The organism is Bacillus altitudinis 41KF2b (assembly GCF_000691145.1).
GTDB classification, from domain to species: Bacteria; Bacillota; Bacilli; order Bacillales; family Bacillaceae; genus Bacillus; species Bacillus altitudinis.
In genome coordinates, this window is record NZ_ASJC01000009.1 from 23,659 (window position 1) to 46,870 (window position 23,212).

The 23,212-nt window shown below is 40.5% G+C and carries 22 protein-coding genes and 2 riboswitches; of the genes, 17 read left to right on the plus strand and 5 right to left on the minus strand.

The annotated features are described in order from the left end of the window. Positions 1-83: 83 nt before the first annotated feature. The 5 genes from BA79_RS14475 (at position 84) to guaA (ending at position 7,178) form a co-directional block, all read left to right on the plus strand. Positions 84-983: a cation diffusion facilitator family transporter gene (locus BA79_RS14475; RefSeq protein WP_008344349.1), complete on the plus strand. Its 900-nt coding sequence runs from the start codon at positions 84-86 to the stop codon at positions 981-983. 102 nt (positions 984-1,085) lie between these two features. Further along, entirely contained in the window at positions 1,086-2,048 is a 963-nt protein-coding gene (locus tag BA79_RS14480) for an AAA family ATPase (protein ID WP_017366721.1), read from the plus strand. Next, positions 2,045-3,235 carry a DUF58 domain-containing protein gene (locus BA79_RS14485; RefSeq protein ID WP_035703511.1) on the plus strand — a complete coding sequence of 397 codons (1,191 nt, stop codon included), beginning with the start codon at positions 2,045-2,047 and terminating at the stop codon, positions 3,233-3,235. The genes BA79_RS14480 and BA79_RS14485 overlap by 4 nt, the downstream gene beginning before the upstream one ends. A gap of 9 nt (positions 3,236-3,244) precedes the next feature. Next, positions 3,245-5,452: a transglutaminase TgpA family protein gene (locus BA79_RS14490; protein ID WP_035703513.1), complete on the plus strand. Its 2,208-nt coding sequence runs from the start codon at positions 3,245-3,247 to the stop codon at positions 5,450-5,452. A 184-nt stretch (positions 5,453-5,636) separates the two neighbouring features. Next, positions 5,637-7,178: a glutamine-hydrolyzing GMP synthase gene (guaA, locus tag BA79_RS14495; protein ID WP_008344342.1), complete on the plus strand. Its 1,542-nt coding sequence runs from the start codon at positions 5,637-5,639 to the stop codon at positions 7,176-7,178. A 173-nt stretch (positions 7,179-7,351) separates the two neighbouring features. On the opposite strand, the gene BA79_RS14500 is transcribed toward guaA, so the two are convergent. The 4 genes from BA79_RS14500 to BA79_RS14515 all read right to left on the minus strand — a co-directional run bounded on the left by BA79_RS14500 (position 7,352) and on the right by BA79_RS14515 (position 11,272). Continuing rightward, a complete protein-coding gene (locus BA79_RS14500; RefSeq protein ID WP_035703515.1) occupies positions 7,352-8,428 on the minus strand; it encodes a hypothetical protein in 1,077 nt (358 codons plus the stop codon). Between the two features lie 232 nt (positions 8,429-8,660). Then, positions 8,661-10,064: a reverse transcriptase domain-containing protein gene (locus tag BA79_RS14505; protein WP_035703517.1), complete on the minus strand. Its 1,404-nt coding sequence runs from the start codon at positions 10,062-10,064 to the stop codon at positions 8,661-8,663. A gap of 436 nt (positions 10,065-10,500) precedes the next feature. Next, a complete protein-coding gene (locus tag BA79_RS14510; RefSeq protein ID WP_035703520.1) occupies positions 10,501-11,082 on the minus strand; it encodes a GNAT family N-acetyltransferase in 582 nt (193 codons plus the stop codon). Positions 11,083-11,095: 13 nt separating this feature from the next. Continuing rightward, positions 11,096-11,272: a hypothetical protein gene (locus BA79_RS14515; RefSeq protein WP_019743763.1), complete on the minus strand. Its 177-nt coding sequence runs from the start codon at positions 11,270-11,272 to the stop codon at positions 11,096-11,098. A 179-nt stretch (positions 11,273-11,451) separates the two neighbouring features. On the opposite strand from BA79_RS14515, the gene BA79_RS14520 reads away from it, so the two are divergent. Together BA79_RS14520 and BA79_RS14525 are read left to right on the plus strand one after the other, a co-directional pair. Then, entirely contained in the window at positions 11,452-11,997 is a 546-nt protein-coding gene (locus BA79_RS14520; protein ID WP_017359830.1) for a sigma-70 family RNA polymerase sigma factor, read from the plus strand. Further along, positions 11,966-13,396, plus strand: a complete 1,431-nt coding sequence (locus BA79_RS14525) for a DUF4179 domain-containing protein (RefSeq protein ID WP_017359829.1) — start codon at positions 11,966-11,968, stop codon at positions 13,394-13,396. The genes BA79_RS14520 and BA79_RS14525 overlap by 32 nt, the downstream gene beginning before the upstream one ends. Positions 13,397-13,414: 18 nt before the next feature. Here BA79_RS14525 and BA79_RS14530 read toward each other — a convergent pair whose 3' ends face one another. Further along, positions 13,415-14,602 carry an MFS transporter gene (locus BA79_RS14530; protein WP_035703522.1) on the minus strand — a complete coding sequence of 396 codons (1,188 nt, stop codon included), beginning with the start codon at positions 14,600-14,602 and terminating at the stop codon, positions 13,415-13,417. Positions 14,603-14,702: 100 nt separating this feature from the next. Here BA79_RS14530 and BA79_RS14535 point away from each other — a divergent pair, with 100 nt between their 5' ends. The 10 genes from BA79_RS14535 (at position 14,703) to purB (ending at position 23,187) form a co-directional block, all read left to right on the plus strand. Further along, positions 14,703-15,581, plus strand: a complete 879-nt coding sequence (locus BA79_RS14535; RefSeq protein ID WP_035703525.1) for a LysR family transcriptional regulator — start codon at positions 14,703-14,705, stop codon at positions 15,579-15,581. Positions 15,582-15,707: 126 nt separating this feature from the next. Further along, positions 15,708-15,809: riboswitch (purine riboswitch) on the plus strand. Between the two features lie 145 nt (positions 15,810-15,954). Further along, on the plus strand, positions 15,955-17,280 hold the full coding sequence (locus BA79_RS14540) for an NCS2 family permease (RefSeq protein WP_035703624.1): 1,326 nt from the start codon (positions 15,955-15,957) through the stop codon (positions 17,278-17,280). 206 nt (positions 17,281-17,486) lie between these two features. Continuing rightward, positions 17,487-17,648, plus strand: coding sequence for a hypothetical protein (locus BA79_RS19620; RefSeq protein ID WP_008344307.1), 162 nt, complete (start codon positions 17,487-17,489; stop codon positions 17,646-17,648). An 18-nt stretch (positions 17,649-17,666) separates the two neighbouring features. Then, positions 17,667-17,849 (plus strand): YezD family protein, encoded by a 183-nt coding sequence (locus BA79_RS14545; protein WP_025206857.1) that lies wholly within the window; start codon positions 17,667-17,669, stop codon positions 17,847-17,849. A 217-nt stretch (positions 17,850-18,066) separates the two neighbouring features. Further along, positions 18,067-18,864 carry a hypothetical protein gene (locus BA79_RS14550; protein WP_035703528.1) on the plus strand — a complete coding sequence of 266 codons (798 nt, stop codon included), beginning with the start codon at positions 18,067-18,069 and terminating at the stop codon, positions 18,862-18,864. 305 nt (positions 18,865-19,169) lie between these two features. Then, on the plus strand, positions 19,170-19,724 hold the full coding sequence (locus BA79_RS14555; RefSeq protein WP_008344300.1) for a DUF2179 domain-containing protein: 555 nt from the start codon (positions 19,170-19,172) through the stop codon (positions 19,722-19,724). Next, positions 19,721-19,921 (plus strand): NETI motif-containing protein, encoded by a 201-nt coding sequence (locus BA79_RS14560; protein ID WP_017359825.1) that lies wholly within the window; start codon positions 19,721-19,723, stop codon positions 19,919-19,921. The genes BA79_RS14555 and BA79_RS14560 overlap by 4 nt, the downstream gene beginning before the upstream one ends. 79 nt (positions 19,922-20,000) lie before the next feature. Continuing rightward, positions 20,001-20,102: riboswitch (purine riboswitch) on the plus strand. Positions 20,103-20,271: 169 nt separating this feature from the next. Further along, positions 20,272-20,760, plus strand: coding sequence for a 5-(carboxyamino)imidazole ribonucleotide mutase (purE, locus tag BA79_RS14565; RefSeq protein WP_017359824.1), 489 nt, complete (start codon positions 20,272-20,274; stop codon positions 20,758-20,760). Continuing rightward, positions 20,753-21,895 (plus strand): 5-(carboxyamino)imidazole ribonucleotide synthase, encoded by a 1,143-nt coding sequence (gene purK / locus BA79_RS14570; protein ID WP_035703531.1) that lies wholly within the window; start codon positions 20,753-20,755, stop codon positions 21,893-21,895. Before purE ends, purK begins: the two co-directional genes overlap by 8 nt. Further along, positions 21,892-23,187 carry an adenylosuccinate lyase gene (gene purB / locus BA79_RS14575; RefSeq protein ID WP_035703533.1) on the plus strand — a complete coding sequence of 432 codons (1,296 nt, stop codon included), beginning with the start codon at positions 21,892-21,894 and terminating at the stop codon, positions 23,185-23,187. Before purK ends, purB begins: the two co-directional genes overlap by 4 nt. The last annotated feature ends 25 nt before the right edge of the window (positions 23,188-23,212 follow it).

Here is a 23,212-nt window from a genome sequence, read left to right on the forward strand (position 1 = left end):
GAATCATGTTGCTGTAGACCCACACGGGCTTGGCTTTGTAAGATAAATATAGAAAAGTAATGTGTGAGGAGGCGCTGTTCGGTATGGAGCGCTACAACGAATTAAGACAAGGTGAAACAGGTGCTTGGGTCAGCATTATAGCCTATGTGATCTTATCTGCTGTCAAACTGATCATTGGGTATGTGTTTCATTCAGAAGCCCTTTCCGCAGATGGCTTGAATAATACGACAGATATCATTGCTTCGCTTGCCGTATTAATTGGGCTGCGTATTTCTCAGAAGCCACCTGATGAGGATCATCCATACGGTCATTTTAGAGCTGAAAATATTGCGTCACTTGTGGCTTCCTTTATTATGATGCTTGTCGGGCTTCAGGTTTTGCTGAGTGCAGGCCAGTCGCTTTTCTCATCAGAGCATCAAACGCCTGATATGATTGCAGCTTGGACGGCAGCAGGAAGTGCTGTTGTGATGTATGGCGTGTATATGTATAACCGTAAACTGTCTAAACGAATTAATAGCCAGGCGCTATATGCGGCAGCGGCTGATAATAAATCAGATGCTTATGTGAGTATCGGGACGTTTGTCGGAATTATCGCCTCTCAATTTCAGCTGGCGTGGGTTGATACGCTTGCTGCGTTTGTGATTGGCTTAATTATCTGTAAAACGGCGTGGGAGATTTTCAGAGATGCGTCTCATTCGTTAACGGACGGTTTTCATATAAAAGATATGTCTAAATATAAAGAGACGATTGAAGCGACACCAGGAGTGGGCGATTTGAAAGACATTAAAGCTCGTTATCTTGGAAGCACCGTCCATGTGGATGTGGTCGTTGAAGTAGAACCGCATTTAAACATCGCAGAAAGCCATGATATTGCAGATGAAATTGAACGCAGAATGAAGCAGGAACATGATATTCTACACTCTCATGTTCATATGGAACCAGCAAGTGAACCTAAAGAGGAGCAGAAGTCTTTTCCATCGTGAGAAGGCTTCTTTTTTCTACGTGTTGATGTTTCATGCAAATGCGTGTTGTATGGTAAAGTTAGACTATATGAAAATTGACGGAAACGTGATAGGAGGATCAGGATGGCATTTGATGAACCGATGCATTCAGATTTACAAAAAATCGTAGATAACATCAATAAAGTGATGGTGGGGAAAAAAGATATTGCGATATTAAGCCTTGTTGCGATTTTGGCGAAGGGGCATGTGTTATTAGAGGATGTGCCTGGCGTTGGGAAGACCATGATGGTTCGTGCTCTGGCAAAATCCATTGGCTGTGAGTTTAAGCGAATCCAATTTACGCCTGACCTTTTGCCTTCAGATGTAACAGGTGTGTCGATTTATAATAAAAAGACAAACGAGTTTGAATTTAGACAAGGACCGATTATGGGGCAGATTATTTTGGCTGATGAAATCAACCGAACCTCTCCTAAAACACAATCAGCCCTTCTTGAAGCGATGGAAGAAGGCAGTGTCACAGTGGACGGAGAAACGATGCCGCTGGCAGATCCTTTCTTTGTGATGGCTACGCAAAATCCAGTGGAGTATGAGGGAACCTATCCACTTCCAGAAGCGCAAATGGACCGCTTCTTATTTAAGCTACAGATGGGGTATCCAACCATGCTGGAGGAGCTTGAGGTGCTGAATTTGCAGGAGAAACAATCGCCAATTGACACGCTTCAGGCAGTCATGACAAAAGATCATATCCATGCTTTACAGCAAGCGGTTCAGACCGTACATGTGGATGCATCGATTAAAGAATATATTGTCGAAATCGCCCAAGCGACGCGAAATCATCCGTCTGTCTATTTAGGCGTGAGCCCAAGGGGTTCAATTGCATTGATGAAAGCGGCTCAGGCGTATGCGCTGTTGAACAGGCGGGATTATGTGATTCCTGATGATGTACAGTATTTGGCGCCTTACACATTGCCGCATCGCATGATTTTGACATCAGAAGCAACGTATGAAGGGAAGAAGGCGGAGACACTGTTGCGACAGATGATTGAGCATATTGGCGTACCAGTTCAAAAGTCGATGACTCAATGAAGTCACGTGACCGTTTCGCTTTTTCACTATGGTTACGGGTGTTTATGCTCTTTCTCCTCACGGCAGCAGCCTTTTGCTATGCCATGTTTCAGGGCGGCTTTGTGAGCTGGTTCCTTTTTTATGCATTTTCACCATATGCTTTGTATGCTTTGCTGTTTGCCCTTGTTCCACTTCGTGCAACAGCCAAAAGGACATTACAGCATACCCGGTTAAAGGCAGGGGAAGTGCTGTCTGTTGACCTTGAAATCAAGCGGACGAATTTATTTCCGTACGTGTACGCCATACTTGAGGATGAACCGCCGGATACCTTCCATTTACAGGAACAGATTGAAATGAAGCGAATGATCTTTCCATGGTTTCGGAAAACGTGGCGATTTTCGTATCAATTCAATGACATCATGCGGGGAGAGCATCAATTGACGGCGATTAGAATCAAAACGGGTGATATGTTTGGGTTTGTTGAAAAAGAAGTGATTCTTCCACTAGAGAAAAAATTGCTTGTGTATCCGAAAATGTTGGATATTCCGGTTGAATCTGCTGCATCGGTGAATGAAAATGGAGGCAAAGCGGTGCACTCTTGGTTAAATGAACCGACAAATGTGACGACAGGTGTGCGTGAATACAAGCAAGGAGACCGTTTCGCTTGGGTGGACTGGAAGACAACAGCTAGAAGAGGTCAGCTTATGACGAAAGAGTTTGAACAGAATCAGACAAAAGATCTTGTAGTGTTTGCTGATTTTACAGATGAAGCCGCTTTTGAAACGATTGTGTCTATGGCCGCATCGGTTTTGCAAACGGCTGTGAAAAAAGGGGTGCCGGTAGGCCTTGTCCCGCTTGGCGATCAGCACTTATTTCGAGTGGATCAAGGAGAGTGGCACTTACATGACATGCTCTACTATTTAACAAAGGTGCAGTATCTGCCTTCTCGTGCACCTGATTATCAATCATTAACAGCGAGTGAGCACCAGCAGACTGGAAAGTATGTGGTGACAGGTCATCTGCAAGAAGAGCTTGCTGCCATTTTACTTGGGAATCGAAACAGAAAGAACATCACCGTTCTTTTAGTGAAGAGAGCCGTTGATCGATTGACGGCAAAAGAAAAACAGCTTGTGGACCGGCTTAAAGCTTCTGGGATACACACGACCCTTTTATTTGAGGACCGGCTGCATGAAAGAACTGTGAGGTGACAAACATTTATGCTGCATATGCATCAGCGGCAAAGCCGTTTTGAGTTGTTCATCTATTATGCTGTCGCATTTCTGCTGCTTTGGGAGTGGCTTCGTCCGCTTCAAGATTTTACAGAGACGAGTCATACGTCTTATTTCATCATTTTTATAGGGCTTACGTGTTTGTTTACGTTCTTTCGATTGAAGTGGTATGTGACGTTTCCTATTTGTGCTGGATTGATCTTGCTCGCATTATATTTGATTTTTTATCAATCAGAGCCAAGTTATCTGCCTGCGCTGTTTGCTGATATTCAAGATAATATTTCTTTGATGAGCATGGGCATGTGGAGTGACATGTATCCGTCTTTCCGCACATTGTTGTTTTATATTTTGCTTTGGCTACTTGTTTATTTACTTCATTATTGGGTTGTGTATCAGCAACGTATCTTTTTCTTTTTACTGATGACGATTGTATATGTCACGATTCTTGATACGTTTACGCCTTATGATGCGACTTTTGCGATCGTTCGAATTATGGTATTTGGCTTTTGTTTACTTGGCCTGCTCTATTTCGACAGGCTTCGTTCGGCTGAAGGTGTGCGGGTGTCACAGAAAGCGCGTCTCAATTGGTTCTTACCCATGCTGGCGCTTGTTCTTGTATCAGCATCACTCGGTGCGTCTTTGCCAAAATCTGATCCGAAATGGCCTGACCCTGTCCCGTTTTTTAAAGCGGTCACGAATCAAGATGGTTCTGCCGGGCAGAATAAGGTGGGATATAGTACGGATGATTCGTCGCTTGGGGGACCGTTTAGTGAGGACCGTACACCGGTATTTAAATGGAGCGGAAAAGAGCCGTCTTATTTTCGTGTAGAAACAAAAAGTATTTACACGGGGAAAGGCTGGGAGGATGCTTCAAATGATACGAAACCTACTCGGTTAAAAGGGAATGAAGTGCCGAACCAGTGGTTTACCAATCGCGTGAAAACAGAGGAGCATGAAACGAGAGTCGATATGGAATCAAATTATCGATTTAATCATGCTGTTTATCCGATTGGTACGGTTATGCTGACGCCAATGGAAAACATTCCACTACAAATGATGGGCAAAACGGAGAAAATTGTCCCGTCTACTCAAAACCCGCCCAAAAATTTAGGGAACTATCGAGTCAGCTTCTTATCACCTACATTTATCCTAGAGGACTTACAGCGGATCAAAGTACCGACCAAGCAGCAAGTGAACCAGCAGGTCGGACGTGAATACTTGCAGCTCCCATCCTCGCTGCCAGAGCGTGTGAAAACATTGGCGAACAGCTTAACGGAAACGAAGGATAATATGTATGATAAAGCAAAAGCGATTGAGGATTATTTAGGATCTGCGAAGTTTTCATATGAAACCCAAAATGTCGCTGTGCCTGGGCGTGACGAAGACTATGTGGATCAGTTCTTATTTGATACGATGATTGGCTATTGTGATAACTTTTCAACCTCTATGATTGTCATGCTTCGCTCGATTGGAATTCCGGCGAGATGGGTGAAAGGATATACGTCTGGTCAGTTATATGAAACACAGATGGATGGAAGCAATGTGTATGAAGTGACCAATAACAATGCGCATTCATGGGTAGAGGTGTATTTTCCAAACCGTGGCTGGGTGACTTTTGAACCGACAAAAGGGTTCACGAACCCAGAGACATTTACGAATGAAACCACGGCTAACAACGACCAAACAGATGATCAACAGGATGAAAAAGATCAGCCCGCATCTGATCAACAAGAAAACGAGCAGACACAACAGCCGCAGCAACAAGAACCAGAACAGCCGGCCAAACAAGAGGAAAAAGCAGCTAAAGCAAAGCCAAGTATGGTTCATGTTGGTTCAATCTTGGGCTACGCAGCAGGTGTAATTGTCTTTCTTGGATTTATAGGCTGGATGCTTTACCGGTTCAGAGCAAGATGGCTGCCAATCTTTATTGTGAGAAAAGTAAAACGTCTGCCAGATGAGGAAGCTTTTTTCTACGCATATGCTGCTCTATTAAAACAGCTAAGGCGCAGAGGGATCGAGAAAAAGCCAGGCATGACGCTAAGAGAATTTGCTTCTTTGATCGATGACAAGGAAGGGAATCATCACATGTCTGAGCTAACGCAGTTCTATGAGCGGGCGCTCTATAGACAAGAAGATGCGTCGGCGCTTTGGCGGCAGTCGGTGAAGTTATGGGAAAATTTAATAAACAGGAGATAGTCTTGACCCCGTACCTTCCTGTTGTTAGAATAGGTGAATATTAAAACCTTCTAAAATACATGAAATTGAAGCGTTCGGATGTGAGTCTGGGCGCTTCAAAAGCGTGATTTACACTGAGAGAGGTTTTCTCCTCTCATTTTTTCTGTGCGTTTATAAAAACTATATTGGACATAGAGGTGACACCATGACAAATTTAGTAAATGAAATGATTTTGGTTCTCGATTTCGGTAGTCAGTACAATCAGCTGATCACTCGCCGTATTCGTGAATTTGGTGTGTACAGTGAGCTTCATCCGCACACTTTAACTGCTGAAGAAATTAAAGAAATGGCGCCGAAAGGAATCATCCTTTCTGGTGGACCAAACAGTGTATATGATGAAGGATCTTTCCGCTGTGACGAAAAGATTTTTGATCTAGGCATTCCAGTTCTAGGCATTTGCTACGGCATGCAGCTGATGACTCACTATTTAGGTGGGAAAGTAGAAGCGGCAAGCCAGCGTGAATATGGAAAAGCAGACATTCATATTAACGGAACACCTGCTCTATTCAAAGACCTTCCAACGGATCAAGTCGTTTGGATGAGCCATGGTGACCTTGTCGTTGAAGTACCAGAAGGCTTTACAGTTGATGCAACAAGTGCACATTGTCCAAACTCAGCGATGAGCTTAGCTGAGAAGAATTTCTATGGCGTTCAGTTCCACCCAGAGGTACGTCACTCTGAGTACGGAAATGATCTATTGAAGAACTTTGTCTTCGGCGTATGTGACTGCGATGGCAAATGGTCAATGGAGAACTTCATTGAAATCGAAATGCAGAAAATCCGTCAAACAGTAGGCGACAAACAAGTATTGTGCGCACTAAGCGGCGGTGTAGATTCATCTGTTGTGGCTGTATTGATCCACAAAGCCATCGGTGATCAGCTGACATGTATTTTCGTTGACCACGGTCTTCTTCGCAAAGGCGAAGCAGAAGGGGTAATGAAAACATTTAGCGAAGGTTTCAACATGAACGTGATTAAAGTAGATGCGAAAGATCGCTTCTTAAACAAGCTAAAAGGTGTGTCTGATCCTGAGCAAAAACGTAAAATCATCGGTAACGAATTCATCTATGTATTCGATGACGAGGCGGACAAGCTAAAAGGAATCGACTACTTAGCACAAGGAACTCTTTACACAGACATCATTGAGAGTGGTACAGCAACGGCACAAACAATCAAATCTCACCACAACGTAGGCGGTCTTCCAGAAGACATGCAGTTTGAATTGATTGAGCCACTCAATACACTATTCAAGGATGAAGTCCGTGCTCTAGGGTCAGAGCTAGGTATTCCAGACGACATCGTATGGAGACAGCCATTCCCAGGTCCAGGACTAGGAATCCGTGTACTAGGTGAAATTTCTGAAGAAAAACTAGAAATCGTCCGTGAATCTGATGCGATTCTACGAGAAGAAATTGCCAACTTCGGCCTTGAGCGCGACATCTGGCAATACTTCACAGTCCTCCCAGACATCCGCAGCGTAGGTGTCATGGGCGACGCAAGAACATACGATTACACTATCGGTATCCGTGCTGTTACGTCTATTGATGGTATGACGAGTGACTGGGCAAGAATCCCTTGGGATGTACTTGAGAAGATCTCGACTCGTATCGTGAATGAAGTGAAGCATATTAACCGCGTGGTGTATGATATTACGAGTAAGCCGCCTGCTACGATTGAGTGGGAATAATTTTTAATAAGGATAAAAAACTCTTCACCAATAAGAAAACCGAACTATTTAGGAACCACTTCAAAGTGTTTCCAATAGTTCGGATTCTTTTTTTACATTTCTATGCTCATTTCAAATTTCTTTGATTTTATAATTTATAAATTAGTAAAGAATTATGATTTTGGATTTAAAGGTTATTTTAAAATTTTCCTCTTGATCCATTTCAAAAAGGATTCGTCATGAAGTTTATTTACATTGTTCTTGAGGATATCATTTTCTTTTTTAAAATTTTCAATTTGTTGGTCTTTTTGTTTCAATTTTAATACTAATTCATTATTTCTTTGAGAAGCCAATAGTAATTCTTGATTAACTTCAACTTTTTCTTTGAGAGTGTATAAATCTTTGTTTAGCTTATGAATAATTTCAGATAAATGTAGCTTATATTCTTCAGATTTTTGTATTTCTTCAGATAATTCTTTTTTTCTTTTTTTGTATTTATCTAGTTCAATTTCAGCTTGGGATAACAATAGATAATTCTCCTTATTTTCATCTTCTACTTTAGAGTTTACAATAAAGTCTCCAAATAAAGTCCAATTGTTTTTGCTATAAATTTTAGTTAGTTTGTCAATTTCTTTTTGTCTAAGCTTTTTATTTTTTAATATTTCGTGAGCTTTTGGAATCAATTTTTTAATAACATTAGGAACAGGTGCTTCGTAAGTTGAAATATTATTATCGAGTAATATGCGCTTTTTCTTTGGATCAACAGCATGGGTTACTTTAACTTCAATTGCCAACTTTTTATTCCATAGATACTTATAAGAGTATGGATACGTTTGTTTGATGCGCAATAAGATATCAATTAATATACCTTTTTTATCATTATATTTAATATAAGATTCTATTTCTGCTGATTCAATAGCTACTCTAATTTCCTTTTTTTCTTTGTCTTCAATTTTGAATTGATTAAGTTGTGAAAACATCATTTGAAAAAGGGAATGAGCAGTTGTCATTTTTTTTGAATAAAGAATCTGTTTCATGTCTTCTTTATGATAATATCGGTAAAATGCGTCTTTAATCTTTTTTTCTCCACTGAAAGTGGGAGAAACTGGTAATACTCCGCTTCGAATAGAGGGGTTCTTGAAGTCAAAAAAAGCAGGATTTTCTCGATTCATTTCAATTATACCTTGATTTCTCAGCCAAAGTGCTTCCAATACATGTATTTGTCTATCTTGAACTGGGAAATAAGCAAACTTTTTTGTTTGTTCATTCATATGCAACCACCTAAAAGCTTCTTCCTTTCCTTTTTGTTGTGTGAACGCCTATTATAATGTTTTTAAATGCTCTTGATTAGATTCTATTGAATAATTAATTTCACCGTTTCATAAAAAGTATAAGGAAATGTTACGGTTTTTTTCTTGAACGTTGTATACGTGCCACGACGTGTGTGAACTGCTTTAGGTGAAAAGTTAAGGATACTTTTTTTAGGTAATGAATCTATTAACATTAATCCATTAGAGTATTTAAAGACTTCTGGATTTTTTTGTTGATTTTCTTTCGGTGGTTTTTAATTTGTTCTTTCATTAAATTTGTAGTAAGCGGCGAAATCTCATTAAATATTTTATTGCACTTATTTGCGTATGTGATAAATGTTCCGAATTCTCTTTTCTTATAGTTATATTTTATGTCAGTTCTTTCTCCTAACTGATGATAATGTTGATATAATTTTCTTTTATAAGTTAAGCGTATTCGATCTTTAGTAAAGCCCTTTTTTCTTGAAACAATTTCACCTTTCTTTATTAACTTATAAACAGTTCTATAGTATTTATAAATGCTTTTTTCTCTTATTCTAACTTCATTACCATTAAAAATGAATCCTAGATAATCAATTTTAGAAAGTCTTTGAGATTTAATATCGAAAATTTTTCTCCCATCAAATATTAAGGTTTGCGTTTTCTGGGGATGAATTAATAATTTGTTTTTTTTGATTTGATTCTCTATTTGATTTTTAATAGTGTAAAATTTTTCTTCATTTATATTAGTAAAAACCAAGATGAAATCATCAGAATATCTCCTATATAAACCTCCTGTGCTAGCTAATAAATTAGTAATATATTCATCGATCTTTATCATATATATATTAGAGTAAATAGCACTCATAGCAGTTCCTTGAGGAATACCTTTGGTATCCGTATTTACTTTTAGGACTTTGCTGTTATCATTTGTAATTAAACTTCTCTCATTTTTGAACCTTCTAAACTCTTTAAATGAAGTGAAATAACAGGTTTGATTAGTTCTAAATATTTCTTTATCTTCGCCTACTCTTATATTGATATCTTTTTTATTAATGTATGAATATTTAGTGAGACTCTTGAAGATTTTATATTGATGAATTGGCATTTCACTTCCGTAAATCAAGTTAATCATTTCTTTAAGTAATTTATGATCTAAAGTGTCGAAAAAATTTTGGTAATCTCCTATGTATATATAGCAATTTGGATTCTTTGCAATGAAGTTAATTACTTCAGCTGCGAAATGTATATTGTTTTGTCTTTTTTTGTTGTTTCTATAGGCAGTAACAGATTCATCAATTTGTTGAACTTTAGCATAGCTATTATAAAAGTCATTTAACTCTAAACTGTAATGTTTGTATATAAAGTTATCAATATGAGCAGCATACATAATCGGTCGTTTTTTAACTTTAATAGGTATTAATTGACCGTTTCTCTTCATAGTGGTTCCATCATTAATATCGCTAAATTTCTCAAAGGTTAACTCACTAAAAATTAAAGGTAGAAAACTATGTGATGGGTTTTGTTTAAAACCAAGGACGTAGTTTTCTACCTTTTTATTAAAAGACGCAATTTTATCAAAATGCAAGTAAGGTTTAGATGGATATTTATATACCATTTAAAACTCACATCCCTTTTTTTATTGTTGGAGCAAGTACAGACTTAGTCCCGCTACTATATTTCTTCTGACTTGCACTCTGCCTAAAGCGCCGCTATCCTTAGGCTCTACTATACCACGCGGCATATTATATGGTATGGCGGGGTGAGTTTAATACTCACAAATACAAATAATGTATAATATAACAAGAAGACAAGTTCTGGTGGTGAAGTGTTCTATGATGATAGATATGACTTTGGCTTGCTACTTATCTAGTATGCTGATCTTAAGATTAGCATACGGTATACAAGTTTCAGCTTTCACAGTAATATCTCTTGACATTGTTATACAACATACCTAGCACTCTAATAAATGACAATAGTACTAGCAATATAATTTTAACATAAATTTCTTTTGAAGGAAAACAATAACTTGTTTAGGTTCGTTAATTTTTAATTTAGAAATGTAAGAGTCTTTTTTTCTCGTAATCCCTCTTCAAAATCGCATACATATACACATCATCAAACCCATTCTGACCAAGATCATACTCCCTCAATAAACCCTCTCGTACAAAATTAATTTTCTCCAATAATTGAACAGAAGACGTATTTGCTGGATCAATGATCGCTTCAATCCGGTTCAGGTTCATCTCCTGAAATCCATATCGCAATACCGCAGTAATCGCTTCCTTCATGATGCCTTTTCTCCAATGATCATGGTGTAATTCATAGCCAATTTCGGTGCGGTAGTGCTGTTTTTCCAAGTTAAGAAATCCGCAGCTGCCGATGATGGTGGGGTTGTTTTTTAAAGAAATGCCCCAGCGGATGCCTGTTTGTTCTTTGAAGATATTGTCATACCACTTGATTTCTCCTTTTGTGTCTTCGATGGTTTCATGTGCATCAATGCCCATATAGCGGCACACGGTTTCATTGGATAAATAGATGTGCATATCCTCAGCATCTGTGATCGTTGCTTGTTTTAAGATCAGTCTTTCGGTATGTATCGTTGGAAATGATTGTGGAAAAGTAATTTTGTTCATGCATTTATCCCCCTTATGATGTCTTTTGTTCTGTACATGCCTTACAATAAAAAACCCCTTCATTCCTCAGCCAAGCCTTCACCTCTGTCATTCCTTTTCTCTTTGGATAGACCAGCTTAACGTACACTTCTTCGTTACCTTCTATCTTCTTTTGGCAGCTAGCACAAGCAGGTTCTTCAAATAGAAACAATCAATATCCTCCTTTTTGTAGATATTTCTTCCATTATATCAAAAGTTCAATACGATCTTTGCGGCCTATTCTTCACTTTCTCTATTTTTGTCCGACATATGCTAAGTAAAAGAAATTTCCGTTTGTTGAAACCGTTTGTGAGAAAGTGTGCTCTAACAGGTGTAGGAGGTGTGGATGAGATGAAGCAAGTGCGTCTAATTAAAAAAGCACAAAAAGGGAATGTCCCGGCATTTGAGACATTAATGCTGATGTATCAAGAGCGTTTATATAAAACGGCTTTTCTCTACACAAGAAATAAGGAGGATTCGTTAGATGCTGTTCAGGAGACGGTCATTAAAGCATTTAAGCATCTATCGGGCTTAAAAGAACCAGCCTATTTTTCTACATGGCTGACGCGGATTTTGATTCATACAATTTTTGAGATGAAGAAAAAGCAGCAAGACATTGTTCCGTTTGAACAGCATCATGAGAGCGTTGAGCGTCATGATTTTTTGGAAGACAAGCTCGATTTAAAAAACGCACTAGATGTTTTAGATGAGCAATATCAGCTCGTGATTCAGTTATTTTATTTTCAAGATTATTCGATTTCAATGATTTCTGAACAGATGGGTGTGCCCGAAGGAACGGTCAAAACTCATTTGTATCGAGCAAGAAAGTTATTAAAGCAAACGTTGGAGAAGGAGGAGAGTGTCGATGGAACGAAAAGAAATGAAAAAGCTTTATGAAGAGATTGATGTACCAAAAGTTGAATTGACCTCTGCAATTCGTCAAGCAATAGGAGATGTGAAAGCGGAAAAGAAAAGACGGTGGTTCACATGGAATTGGAGAACGCCAATATATTCTGCCATCGTACTAATCGTTCTTTATTTTTCATCAGGTTTCCTTTTTCCTTCTCTTAATACAGCGATGGCTCGAGTGCCATTGGTTGGACAGTTATATATGATGTTTCATGATAAAGTAGGAATGTCTCTTTTTCAGAGTGAGTTGGTGAAGCATGTCAATGAGGGAGCTGAATCAAGAGGGGTTACTGTGAAAGTGAACAGTGTGTATTATGATGCCGGGCGGCTTGTTTATACGTTTACTGTGAATCGTTTGAATACAAAAAAAGATGTTGTCCCTTTCATAGTCGACTTAGATCCAGTAAATCAAGCTTCCCAATCGAGCTCCTACAATCATGAATTGAAAAAAATAAAAGACGGCCGTTATGTAGGGCAGGTGACAGTCTATACAAATGGTCAAACGATCAAACGAGGTCAACAAGTGCCACTTGTCATTTCGAAAATTGGAGATATTGTAGGGAATTGGCGCTTCAAGGTACCAGTGGTCAAGCAAAAAACCACTTTATTAGCTGGACAAAAAGACGTGTCTATTTTAAATGGACGTTATCACTTAAGAAATGTAAAGGTAGAAAATGGAGTGAAAAGCTCTGTTATTCAATATACCATTGATTACAATGGTTTTGCTAAAGACGATATAGTTAGTATAGATAGAATGAAGGATAATCTAGGAAATGATTATCAGCTCGAAATTGGAACAGTTTTAGGAGAAAAACAACTGACTTCTGACAAAACTAGAAAAAATCATTTGACCATTTTAGATCAGTCGATTGATCCAGAGGCAACTGAATTAACATTTTACACGGGTGTGACAGACGAACAAGAAGAAAGCAAAATCATTCCTCTTCAGACAAAGCTACCTGTTCAGTTCAAAACAAAGCATCATGGAATAGGGATCAAAATCAATAAAATAGAGCAAAAGGGGCATTCTGTGACAGTTTATTATCAATTTACTGGAGTAGATCAGAAAGAATTAGATGAGGATTTTATGGAGAATGTAGGTGAGTGGATAGGATTAGGTGATGTTAAAAAGCTTAAATCGTGGTCAGACCCTGAAGTACTTGATGAAAACGGATATTACTTGGAGAGAAACGATGCGAAGGTGACCAATTTCAAGACAGCCTCTATGCAATCTACCTTTGAATTTGATGTGAAGAAGTTAGACACATTTTCAATTAAGGATTATGGGCTGTATCTTAATTTGTCAGATCTGAACCGATTGGCACCACAGGAAGATATACCCGTAACCATTCCAGTCAAAAAAGAAACATCAAAAGCTAATCGATAAATAAATGAGCGAACATGATTACACATGTTCGCTTTTTATCTGTTGATGCATCCGCCGATTGCGATTGAACGAGTACCGAATCAACATCAACGCAACAAAACTGGCTAGCCCGCCAATCCAACTTAAATTCGTTACATTTGTATATTGAATAATTAGACCGCCCATTGATGATCCGAGCATCATGCCGATATTCATAATCGCTGTATTAAAGCTCAGCACGGTTTCAGATGTTTCGGGTTTTAGGGAGATGAGATAAAATTGCTTCGCTGGTGTTGTTGTCCATGTGGCGGTGCCCCAAATGGCGAGCGTGATGAAGACGCCAACTACCGAAAATTGTGTAAAGGATAATGCAAAGAGCATGAGCATCTGAACCGTGATGCTGATTGAAATGGTTCGGTTTGGTCCCCATTGATCGACAGCGTATCCACCAAAGCGCGAGCCAATAAAAGCGGAGATGCCTAAGACAAGCAAGGCAATGCTTGTCAGTTCAAGCGTAAATCCGGATGTTTGCCGCAATAATGGCGAAATGTAAGCAAATACCATCGTGTACCCTAAAATCCAAAAGGCAGTCGTGGCTAATCCGCTTAACACCCTACGGTCTTGAAGAATTTGAATTTGCTGCTTAAATGGCACATGGGAATGTCCCGCCATAGGCGGTAATAATCGATACAGAAGAAACAAGAGACAAGCGGTCCCTATTGCAATGATGAGAAAAATGGCATGCCAATCTACATATCCTGCTAAAAATGTTCCAATCGGTACACCGAGTACTAGTGAAACTGTAAATCCAGTGATCACCGTTGCCATCGCACTCCCCTTTTTTTCTGGCGGGGCGAGCTGCGCTGCGTAATTTGTTGCGAGCACAATATATAAGCCGCCACTCATGGCCATGATGACTCGCGAGAGCATGAGCAGCATAAAGTGATGGCTAAAAAAGGCGAGCACATTCCCTGCTATAAACATGGAAATCGCCGATAAAAGAACCTTTTTTCGATTCAATTTCGATGTGGCCATGACTAAAAAGAGGGCACCCACCGCATAAAAAAGAGAATAGATGGTGATGAGCTGTCCCGCAACCGGGATGGAGATGCGCAGATCGTCAGAAATGATGTCCAGTATGCCTGATACGACGAATTCTGAAGTGCCTGTGACGAAAGAACCGACGGCTAAAAGAAATATGAGCAATGGATAAGATGTACTTTTCATTTTGAACCCTTCCTTTATGTTGAAACGTTGTATTCATTTTAAATTCCGTGCTAACATAAGTAAAATTGATGTTTTTCATGAAAGGGATGAGTGAATACTCATGAGCTTTGTTCGATTCGAGACAATGGCTAAGGTGGTCGAGCTAGGCAGTTTTACTGCTGCAGCTGAAGCATTAAATATGACACAGTCTGCCGTGAGTCATGCGGTGGCAAGTTTAGAGACGGAGTGGGGCGTGTCTTTATTCGTGCGTGACCGAAAAAAGGGCATCACGCTGACAGATACCGGTGAAACCCTTCTTCCGCATATAAGAGAAGTGCTAAATCGAGTAGAGAAAATTCAGCAGGAAATTGCGCTCACCAAAAATATTGAATCTGGCTTGATTCGGATTGGAACTTTTGCCAGTGCATCCGCTTGTTTATTGCCAAAGCTACTTGTGAGCTATCAGAAAAAGCATCCAAAGATTGAATTTAAATTCTATGAGGGGACATATGAAGAAATATTGGAGTGGCTCGATTCTGGCATTATTGATGTTGGGTTTGTTGTAAAAGGTAAAGCGGATGAAGCGTTTGATCTATTGCCACTTATGAAAGATAAAATGGTGGTCGCCTATCACGAAAATCATCGTTTTAAGCAGCAGCCAATTGTAGACATGGAAGAATTAGCAGATGAACCATTTATTATGCCAACTGGCATGTATCAGTCCCATGTAGAGGATATTTTTGCAGAGGCGCAAATCAAGCCGTCTATTTTATTTGAAGTGCATGATTGTACGACCATTGCCCGCATGGTTGGGGAAGGACTTGGTGTGACGATAGGTCCTGAGTTATTCCTAAAAACGCAGCAACTTGTGCAGATCAGTCATCTGAATGTATCGCATCATCGTGAGGTGGCGCTTGCCTGTCCATCGCTCGCGCAAGCTTCTCCTGCTGTGAAGGCATTTTTCGATGTAGCAGAAACGGTTTTTGCCAGAATTCAGTGATGGGTGTATAAAGAACTAGATGTGATTTTCCAAATTCGTGTAATAAGACGAATGAAGCGGACATTTCTTTGAAAAATGTTCGCTTTTTGTATTGTGTTTTAAAAATGAAGTTGGTACAATAGACACAGAAATCAAATAGATAGAAGTCGTATAATGGCGGGGATATGGCCCGCAAGTTTCTACCAAGCTACCGTAAATGGCTTGACTACGTCAATTCACACTCGTTTGATATAAATCATGCATTGTTCTTGTTTGATGTCACGGTCTGAATTCACATTGTAGTCAAGCGTCCCAAAAACTGTTGGGGCGTTTTTTATTTGACTTGTGAATGGGGCAGACTAAAGCAAAAGGACATGAAGGGAGTCAGTTGGCTTTGAAACAGTTTTTTCAGTTTGATGAGTTAGGTACGAATTATCGCAGAGAGATCATCGGCGGTTTAACGACATTTTTGTCGATGGCTTACATCTTGTTTGTCAATCCGATCACACTTGCTTTAGTAGCAGTACCGGATTTTCCAGATAAATTACGAATTGATCAGGGGGCTGTCTTTACAGCTACAGCGTTAGCTTCTGCGGCAGGTTGTTTCCTGATGGGATTGATCGCCAGGTACCCGATTGCAATTGCACCAGGTATGGGACTGAATGCGTTCTTCGCTTTCTCAGTTGTTCTTGGTATGGGAATCTCCTGGCAGGCAGCACTTTCCGGTGTGTTTGTGTCAGGATTGATTTTCGTTGCTCTTTCTTTAACAGGTTTTCGTGAAAAAATCATTAATGCCATTCCATCTGAGCTGAAGCTGGCGGTTGGTGCAGGGATTGGTTTGTTCATTACATTTGTGGGTCTTCAAGGCTCTGGTATTATTGCCAATAACGATAATACGCTCGTTTCGATTGGAAACATTCATAGTGGTCCTGTATTGTTGACGGTATTTGGAATCGTTGTGACTGTCATTTTAATGGTTCTTCGAGTGAATGCAGGTGTCTTCATTGGGATGCTTGTGACAGCCATTGCTGGGATGATCCTTGGTCTTGTGCCAGTTCCATCTCAAATTGTAGACAGCATTCCAAGCTTGTCTCCAACTTTTGGTCAAGCCTTGATTCACTTGCCAGACATCTTCTCCATTCAAATGCTTGTGGTTATTTTAACGTTCCTATTCGTTGGATTCTTTGATACAGCTGGTACACTCGTGGCTGTGGCAACGCAGGCTGGTTTAATGAAAAATAATGAGCTGCCGCGTGCAGGAAAAGCGCTTCTGGCGGATTCTTCTTCTATCGTCGTCGGTTCTGTTCTTGGTACATCAACGACGACGTCTTATGTTGAATCAAGTTCAGGTGTTGCTGCGGGTGCTCGCTCTGGTTTTGCAGCTGTCGTGACAGGTATTTTCTTCTTACTTGCGATGTTCTTCTCGCCGCTTTTATCTGTCGTGACACCGAATGTAACAGCACCTGCTTTAATCATTGTCGGTGCACTGATGGTAGCACCTCTTGCGAAGATCGCATGGGATCGTTTTGAAATTGCGGTACCGGCTTTCTTAACCATGATTATGATGCCACTCACATATAGTATTGCGACAGGGATTGCAATTGGTTTCATTTTCTACCCGATCACCATGATTTTTAAAGGAAAAGCAAAAGAAGTGCATCCAATTATGTACGGACTGTTTGTCATCTTTATTCTATATTTTGCTTTCTTAAATCATTAATCGTTTGTCTGAAACAGCAGCTCATGGAGGCTGCTGTTTTTTGTAGGGAAATTTCAAAAACACAGTTGACTTATAGGAATTATATGTTTATGATAAAAAGACATAATTCGCTGATTGGATCACCAAAGGCGCTTTGATTTCCTTTTTTCTATAGAAGGGTTCAGAGTGCCTTTTTTCTTGCATTCATCATAACGGGAGGGGATGACTTGTCACGCTGGCTTAGGCAGGTGATTGAGCGGAAAAAGCAGGTATTGATTGAGCAGCTCCTATTATGGGGGCATGAAGAAAAACATGAAGCGCTCATGCATTATACGATTCATGAGCTGGAAAATGAGGTTCTCTATTTAAAAGAGCGCAAGCAAAATTAGTGGGATGGGGGATGAGCAATGGATGAACAAAAGCTGAATTTTATTTTATCTGCCTTAAAAGGGATTGAATACGGGTCGGTGGTGATCACCATTCATAATGGACAAATTACACAAGTCGATACGACAGAAAAGACTCGTTTCCCCGCACACCAAGAGAATCTTCGGATTCAGAAAGCAAAGCAGGCGCGCTATCGTTCATGAAAAGTGATGAAAGATGATGAAAAGCTGATCCACTCATCAGCTTTTTTGTTTTGTCTTATTTTCTCTCCATTTAAAACCTCTTCATTCTTTTATCCGTCTATTCGTATGAACGTCAAGGAATCTTGACTGAATAGAGAGACTCCGCTACTTTAATAGGAGTCATCCGGACAGGTCACCTGAGCCTGTGCGGATTGTCTGAGATAGGAGTTGATATGGGATGTTAGAGAAAGATCAAGAGCAGGTCACATCCGAAACAAAAAACGAAAACGAAGAGCCATCAATAGATCAAGAAACGAGGCAGTCCCGCCTCAGCCGCAGTGCTGCAAAACGAGGAAGAACGGCTAAGCCAGCTGATGAAGAGGGTTCAGCCATTCAGCGCATCGCAAGAGGTGTAGGCGGTGCGTTTAAGCGCTATGGCTCATATGGGTTTGCGATGTTAAAATCACCGAGTCGTGCGATCCATCAAGCGGACACTTTACGCATGAAGTACGCCTGGATTTCAATTGTGTTATTCAGTGTGTTTTTTGCTTTAGGCAACTACGTTCAATTAAAGGCGTCAAAGACCCGTTTATTAGGTTTTGGTATTCATTATTCTTTTGGTGACGCCTTTTTAAAGGTAGCGGTCTTTACACTCATTTTGTTGACACTGATGATGCTGACGGTTTGGGTGCTCGGTAAGTACATGCTGAAAGGAAACATATCGCTGAAAGAAGTGATCATGAAGTTCGGTGCTGTGCTTGTGCCGGTTTTGGTTTTATCTATCCTTTGGCTTGTATTTGCCATGCTGAATATTCCATATGTAACGGTGATTTTATCCGTCATGATGTTTTTCGGTCTTCAGCTGATTGCCATTGTGCTCTTCCGCTCCGTTCAATCAGATCAAGAAGCTGTGCGGGGAGACTTGATGTATGCCGGCTGGGTCTTTTTGTTGATTGAGCTCGTCATCATTGCCCTTTTATGGGGCATTGTCGGAGAGTATTTGATCCCATCACTTGTTCCAGTTCGGTTTGGATAAAACACGTTTCAGCGTGTACTCGGTCTTTTTAAAATTCAAAGGTTTTCTATCACGCTGAAAAGAAGACAAAGGGTTAAAATAAAGTATATTTTAGCCCTTTATCAACCATCTAAAGCCTCCTTTTGAAAAAGGAGGTTTTTCATGTTGAGAAGAGGAAAAAACGGGTAAACTCTTGGTAACAAAGACCACCCCTTGTTGTCGAAAGATATATGTGTTTTTCTCGCGCAAATTTGATTGTATCAAGGTTTGTTCTCTAGTAGAATATGGGGTGCTTTATTTGATTTTTAGTGCAGGGGGTTCGAATCGTGCTTCAACAACTTTTATCCAATGCGTTCACCATGGTTTTGATTATTTTAGTGATTAACATTGTCTATGTCTCTTTTTCCACTATGCGTTTAATTTTAACAATGAAAGGCAGAAGGTATGCAGCCGCTTTTGCTGGTACTGTCGAGATGCTGATTTATGTCATTGGTTTGAGTATCGTATTAGATAACTTAGATCAAGTACAAAATGTCATTGCGTATGCGCTAGGTTATGGAATTGGAATCATTGTCGGGATGAAAATTGAAGAGAAGCTGGCACTTGGCTACATTACTGTGAACGTGATTACAAAAGAAATCGATCTAGATCTCCCAAAACAATTGAGAGAAAAAGGATATGGCGTCACCAACTGGGTAGTAGGAGGTCTTGAAGGAGACCGGTCAGCGATGCAAATTTTAACACCGAGAAAATATGAACTGCAATTATATGAAACGATTAAAACGCTTGATTCAAAGGCGTTTATCATTTCGTATGAGCCCAAAACGATTCATGGCGGCTTCTGGGTGAAGGCTGTGAAGAAAAGGAGAATTAAAGAATGACCGCAAAACCAAAGAAAAAGAAATTCTACGTGGAAGACAACATGACGATTGAACAAGTGTTGTCCCAGATGGCAGAGGAAGGCTACTCACCTGTCCGACGAATGGAGGAGCCCATCTTTCAGGAAAAGAAGGAAAATGGGTCGATTCAGATCATTCCGATTGGGAAAAAAATCGTATTTGAGGGAAAAATACTCTAAATCCGAACATTAAAACGACGACTTCATAGATTGTTCGATAAATCCGTTGACATCATGAACATCCGTTGTTAAGATAAACATGAAATCAAAACACGAGCCTCATATAATCTTGGGAATATGGCCCATAAGTTTCTACCCAGTTACCGTAAATGACTGGACTATGCAGGATAGTGAACAAAACTGACATGGCGTTTTAAAAGCGAACAGCGCTTACCATGGCCCGGTTTGTGTTGCTTCCTAACAATGCAATACAAACCGGGCCTTTTTGTTCGGCGTTTGACAAGCTACTTAGGTTTGGGAAGCGTGTCAAACGGTACAAAATCGAATAATAGCTTAAAGGTGGGGACAAAATGAAGCCGCTTGTAGGTGTCATCATGGGAAGTACATCTGATTGGGAAACAATGAAACATGCGTGCGATATCTTAGAGGAATTAAACATTCCGTATGAAAAACAGGTTGTATCTGCACATCGGACACCTGATTTGATGTTTGAATATGCGACTGAAGCAAGAGGTAAAGGACTCAAGGTCATTATTGCCGGTGCTGGAGGCGCAGCACATTTACCGGGGATGGTCGCAGCAAAAACGACACTGCCGGTCATTGGTGTGCCCGTACAATCAAAAGCATTAAACGGGCTAGATTCCTTATTATCCATCGTTCAAATGCCAGGCGGTGTACCTGTTGCCACAGTGGCAATCGGCAAAGCTGGTGCAACAAATGCAGGCCTTTTAGCTGCACAAATGATTTCAGCATTTGATGAAGCCGTTGCAGCACGCCTTGAAGAAAGAAGAGAGCAAACAAAACAAACTGTATTAGAAAGCAGTGATCAGCTTGGCTAAGCAGACCATTTTTCCAAACGCAACCATCGGTATCATTGGCGGCGGACAGCTTGGTAGATACATGGCCGTCAGTGCAAAGCAAATGGGCTACCGGGCAGCAGTCCTTGACCCTGTCACACTTTCTCCTTGTGGACAGGTTGCTGATACAGAAATCACAGCCGCATACAGTGACCTTAAAGCGATCAGGCAGCTGGCGGACATCAGTGATGTGGTCACATATGAATTTGAAAACATTGATTATGATGCACTCAATCAACTGAAGGAAGAGGCGTATTTACCGCAAGGAAGCGAACTCCTTCTTTTAACCCAAAACCGTGAAACGGAGAAAAAAGGGATTGTAGATGCAGGCTGTGAAGTCGCCCCTTATCGCATCGTTCATGATGAGAAGGAGCTGGAAGACGCAGTAAATGCGCTTGGTTTGCCAGCTGTGCTGAAAACATGCAGAGGTGGTTACGACGGTAAAGGGCAGTACGTCATTAAAGAGAAGGATCAGCTTCATGAAGCTGTTGCACTTCTCACTCATGGGACATGTATTTTAGAAAGCTGGGTTCCTTTCCAAATGGAACTGTCCGTGATTGTGACGCGGTCTGTTCATGGAGAAATTGCGACATTCCCAGTCGCTGAGAACATTCATAAGCACAATATTTTATTCCAAAGCATCGTGCCTGCACGGGTAGATGGCAGCATTCAGGAGAAAGCAAAAGAGCTGGCAACAACGCTTGCTGAAAAGCTAGGGCTGGTCGGTACGCTTGCTGTTGAACTGTTCCTGACAAATGAAGGAAAGCTGCTCGTCAATGAACTAGCACCGCGCCCGCATAACTCTGGACATTACACATTGGATTTATGTGAGACGAGTCAGTTTGAACAGCACATTCGCGCCATATGCGGTTTGCCGCTTGGCGGAACAGCTCTTTTATCGGAGGGTATGATGGTGAATTTGCTGGGCGATGAAGTGGACATCCCAAAAGAACATCCTGAGCTTTTAAAGGAAGCGAAGCTTTATCTATATGGCAAACATGAAGTAAAAGCCGGCCGCAAAATGGGGCATATGACATTTATGAAACAGCTTGATGATGAATGGATGGCAAACATCACAAAGATATGGACTGAAAGAGATGGAGGAAACGGGAAATGATCGAACGTTACGCACGACCAGAAATGTCAGCAATCTGGACAGAGGAAAACAAATTTAATGCATGGCTTGAAGTAGAAATTCTCGCTTGTGAAGCTTGGGCAGAACTTGGCATCATTCCGAAAGAAGACGTTGTGACAATGCGCAAGAATGCAAGCTTTGATATTGGACGTATTTTGGAGATTGAACAAGACACGCGCCACGACGTGGTTGCCTTTACGCGTGCTGTATCTGAATCTCTAGGAGAAGAAAGAAAGTGGGTTCATTACGGGTTAACATCTACAGACGTAGTGGATACGGCGCTTTCATATCTATTAAAACAGGCGAACGATATTTTGCTCAAGGACATTGAGAGATTTGTTGACATACTAAAAGAAAAAGCAAAAGAGCACAAATATACCGTCATGATGGGTCGTACACATGGTGTACACGCTGAACCGACAACATTTGGCCTGAAGCTTGGTCTTTGGTACGAAGAAATGAAGCGTAACTTAGAACGTTTTAAACAAGCAAAAGCCGGCATTGAATACGGTAAAATCTCTGGAGCTGTTGGCACATATGCGAACATCGACCCGTTTGTTGAGCAATATGTATGTGAGAAACTTGGCATCAAAGCTGCACCAATTTCAACCCAAACCTTGCAGCGTGATCGTCATGCAGATTACATGGCAACCCTTGCTTTAGTGGCAACAAGCATTGAGAAATTTGCTGTTGAAATTCGTGGTCTTCAAAAGAGTGAAACACGTGAAGTAGAAGAATTCTTTGCAAAAGGACAAAAGGGATCATCAGCGATGCCGCATAAACGAAACCCAATCGGTTCTGAAAATATGACGGGAATTGCCCGCGTCATCCGTGGTTATATGCTGACTGCTTATGAAAATGTACCACTTTGGCATGAGCGTGATATTTCTCATTCATCTGCTGAACGCATCATTTTACCAGATGCAACGATTGCACTGAACTATATGCTGAACCGTTTCTCTAATATTGTGAAGAACTTGACGGTCTTCCCTGAGAATATGAAACGCAACATGGACCGCACACTTGGCTTGATCTACTCTCAGCGCGTTCTTCTTGCACTTATTGATACAGGTATGGCACGTGAAGAAGCATATGACACGGTTCAGCCAAAGGCGATGGAAGCTTGGGAAAAACAAGTACCATTCCGTTCATTAGTAGAAGCAGAAGAGAAAATCACCTCACGCTTAACACCTGAACAAATCGCTGACTGCTTCGATTACAACTATCACTTGAAAAATGTCGATATGATTTTCGAACGTCTAGGTCTTGCGTAAGAAATGGGCCGCCTGCTAGTCAGGC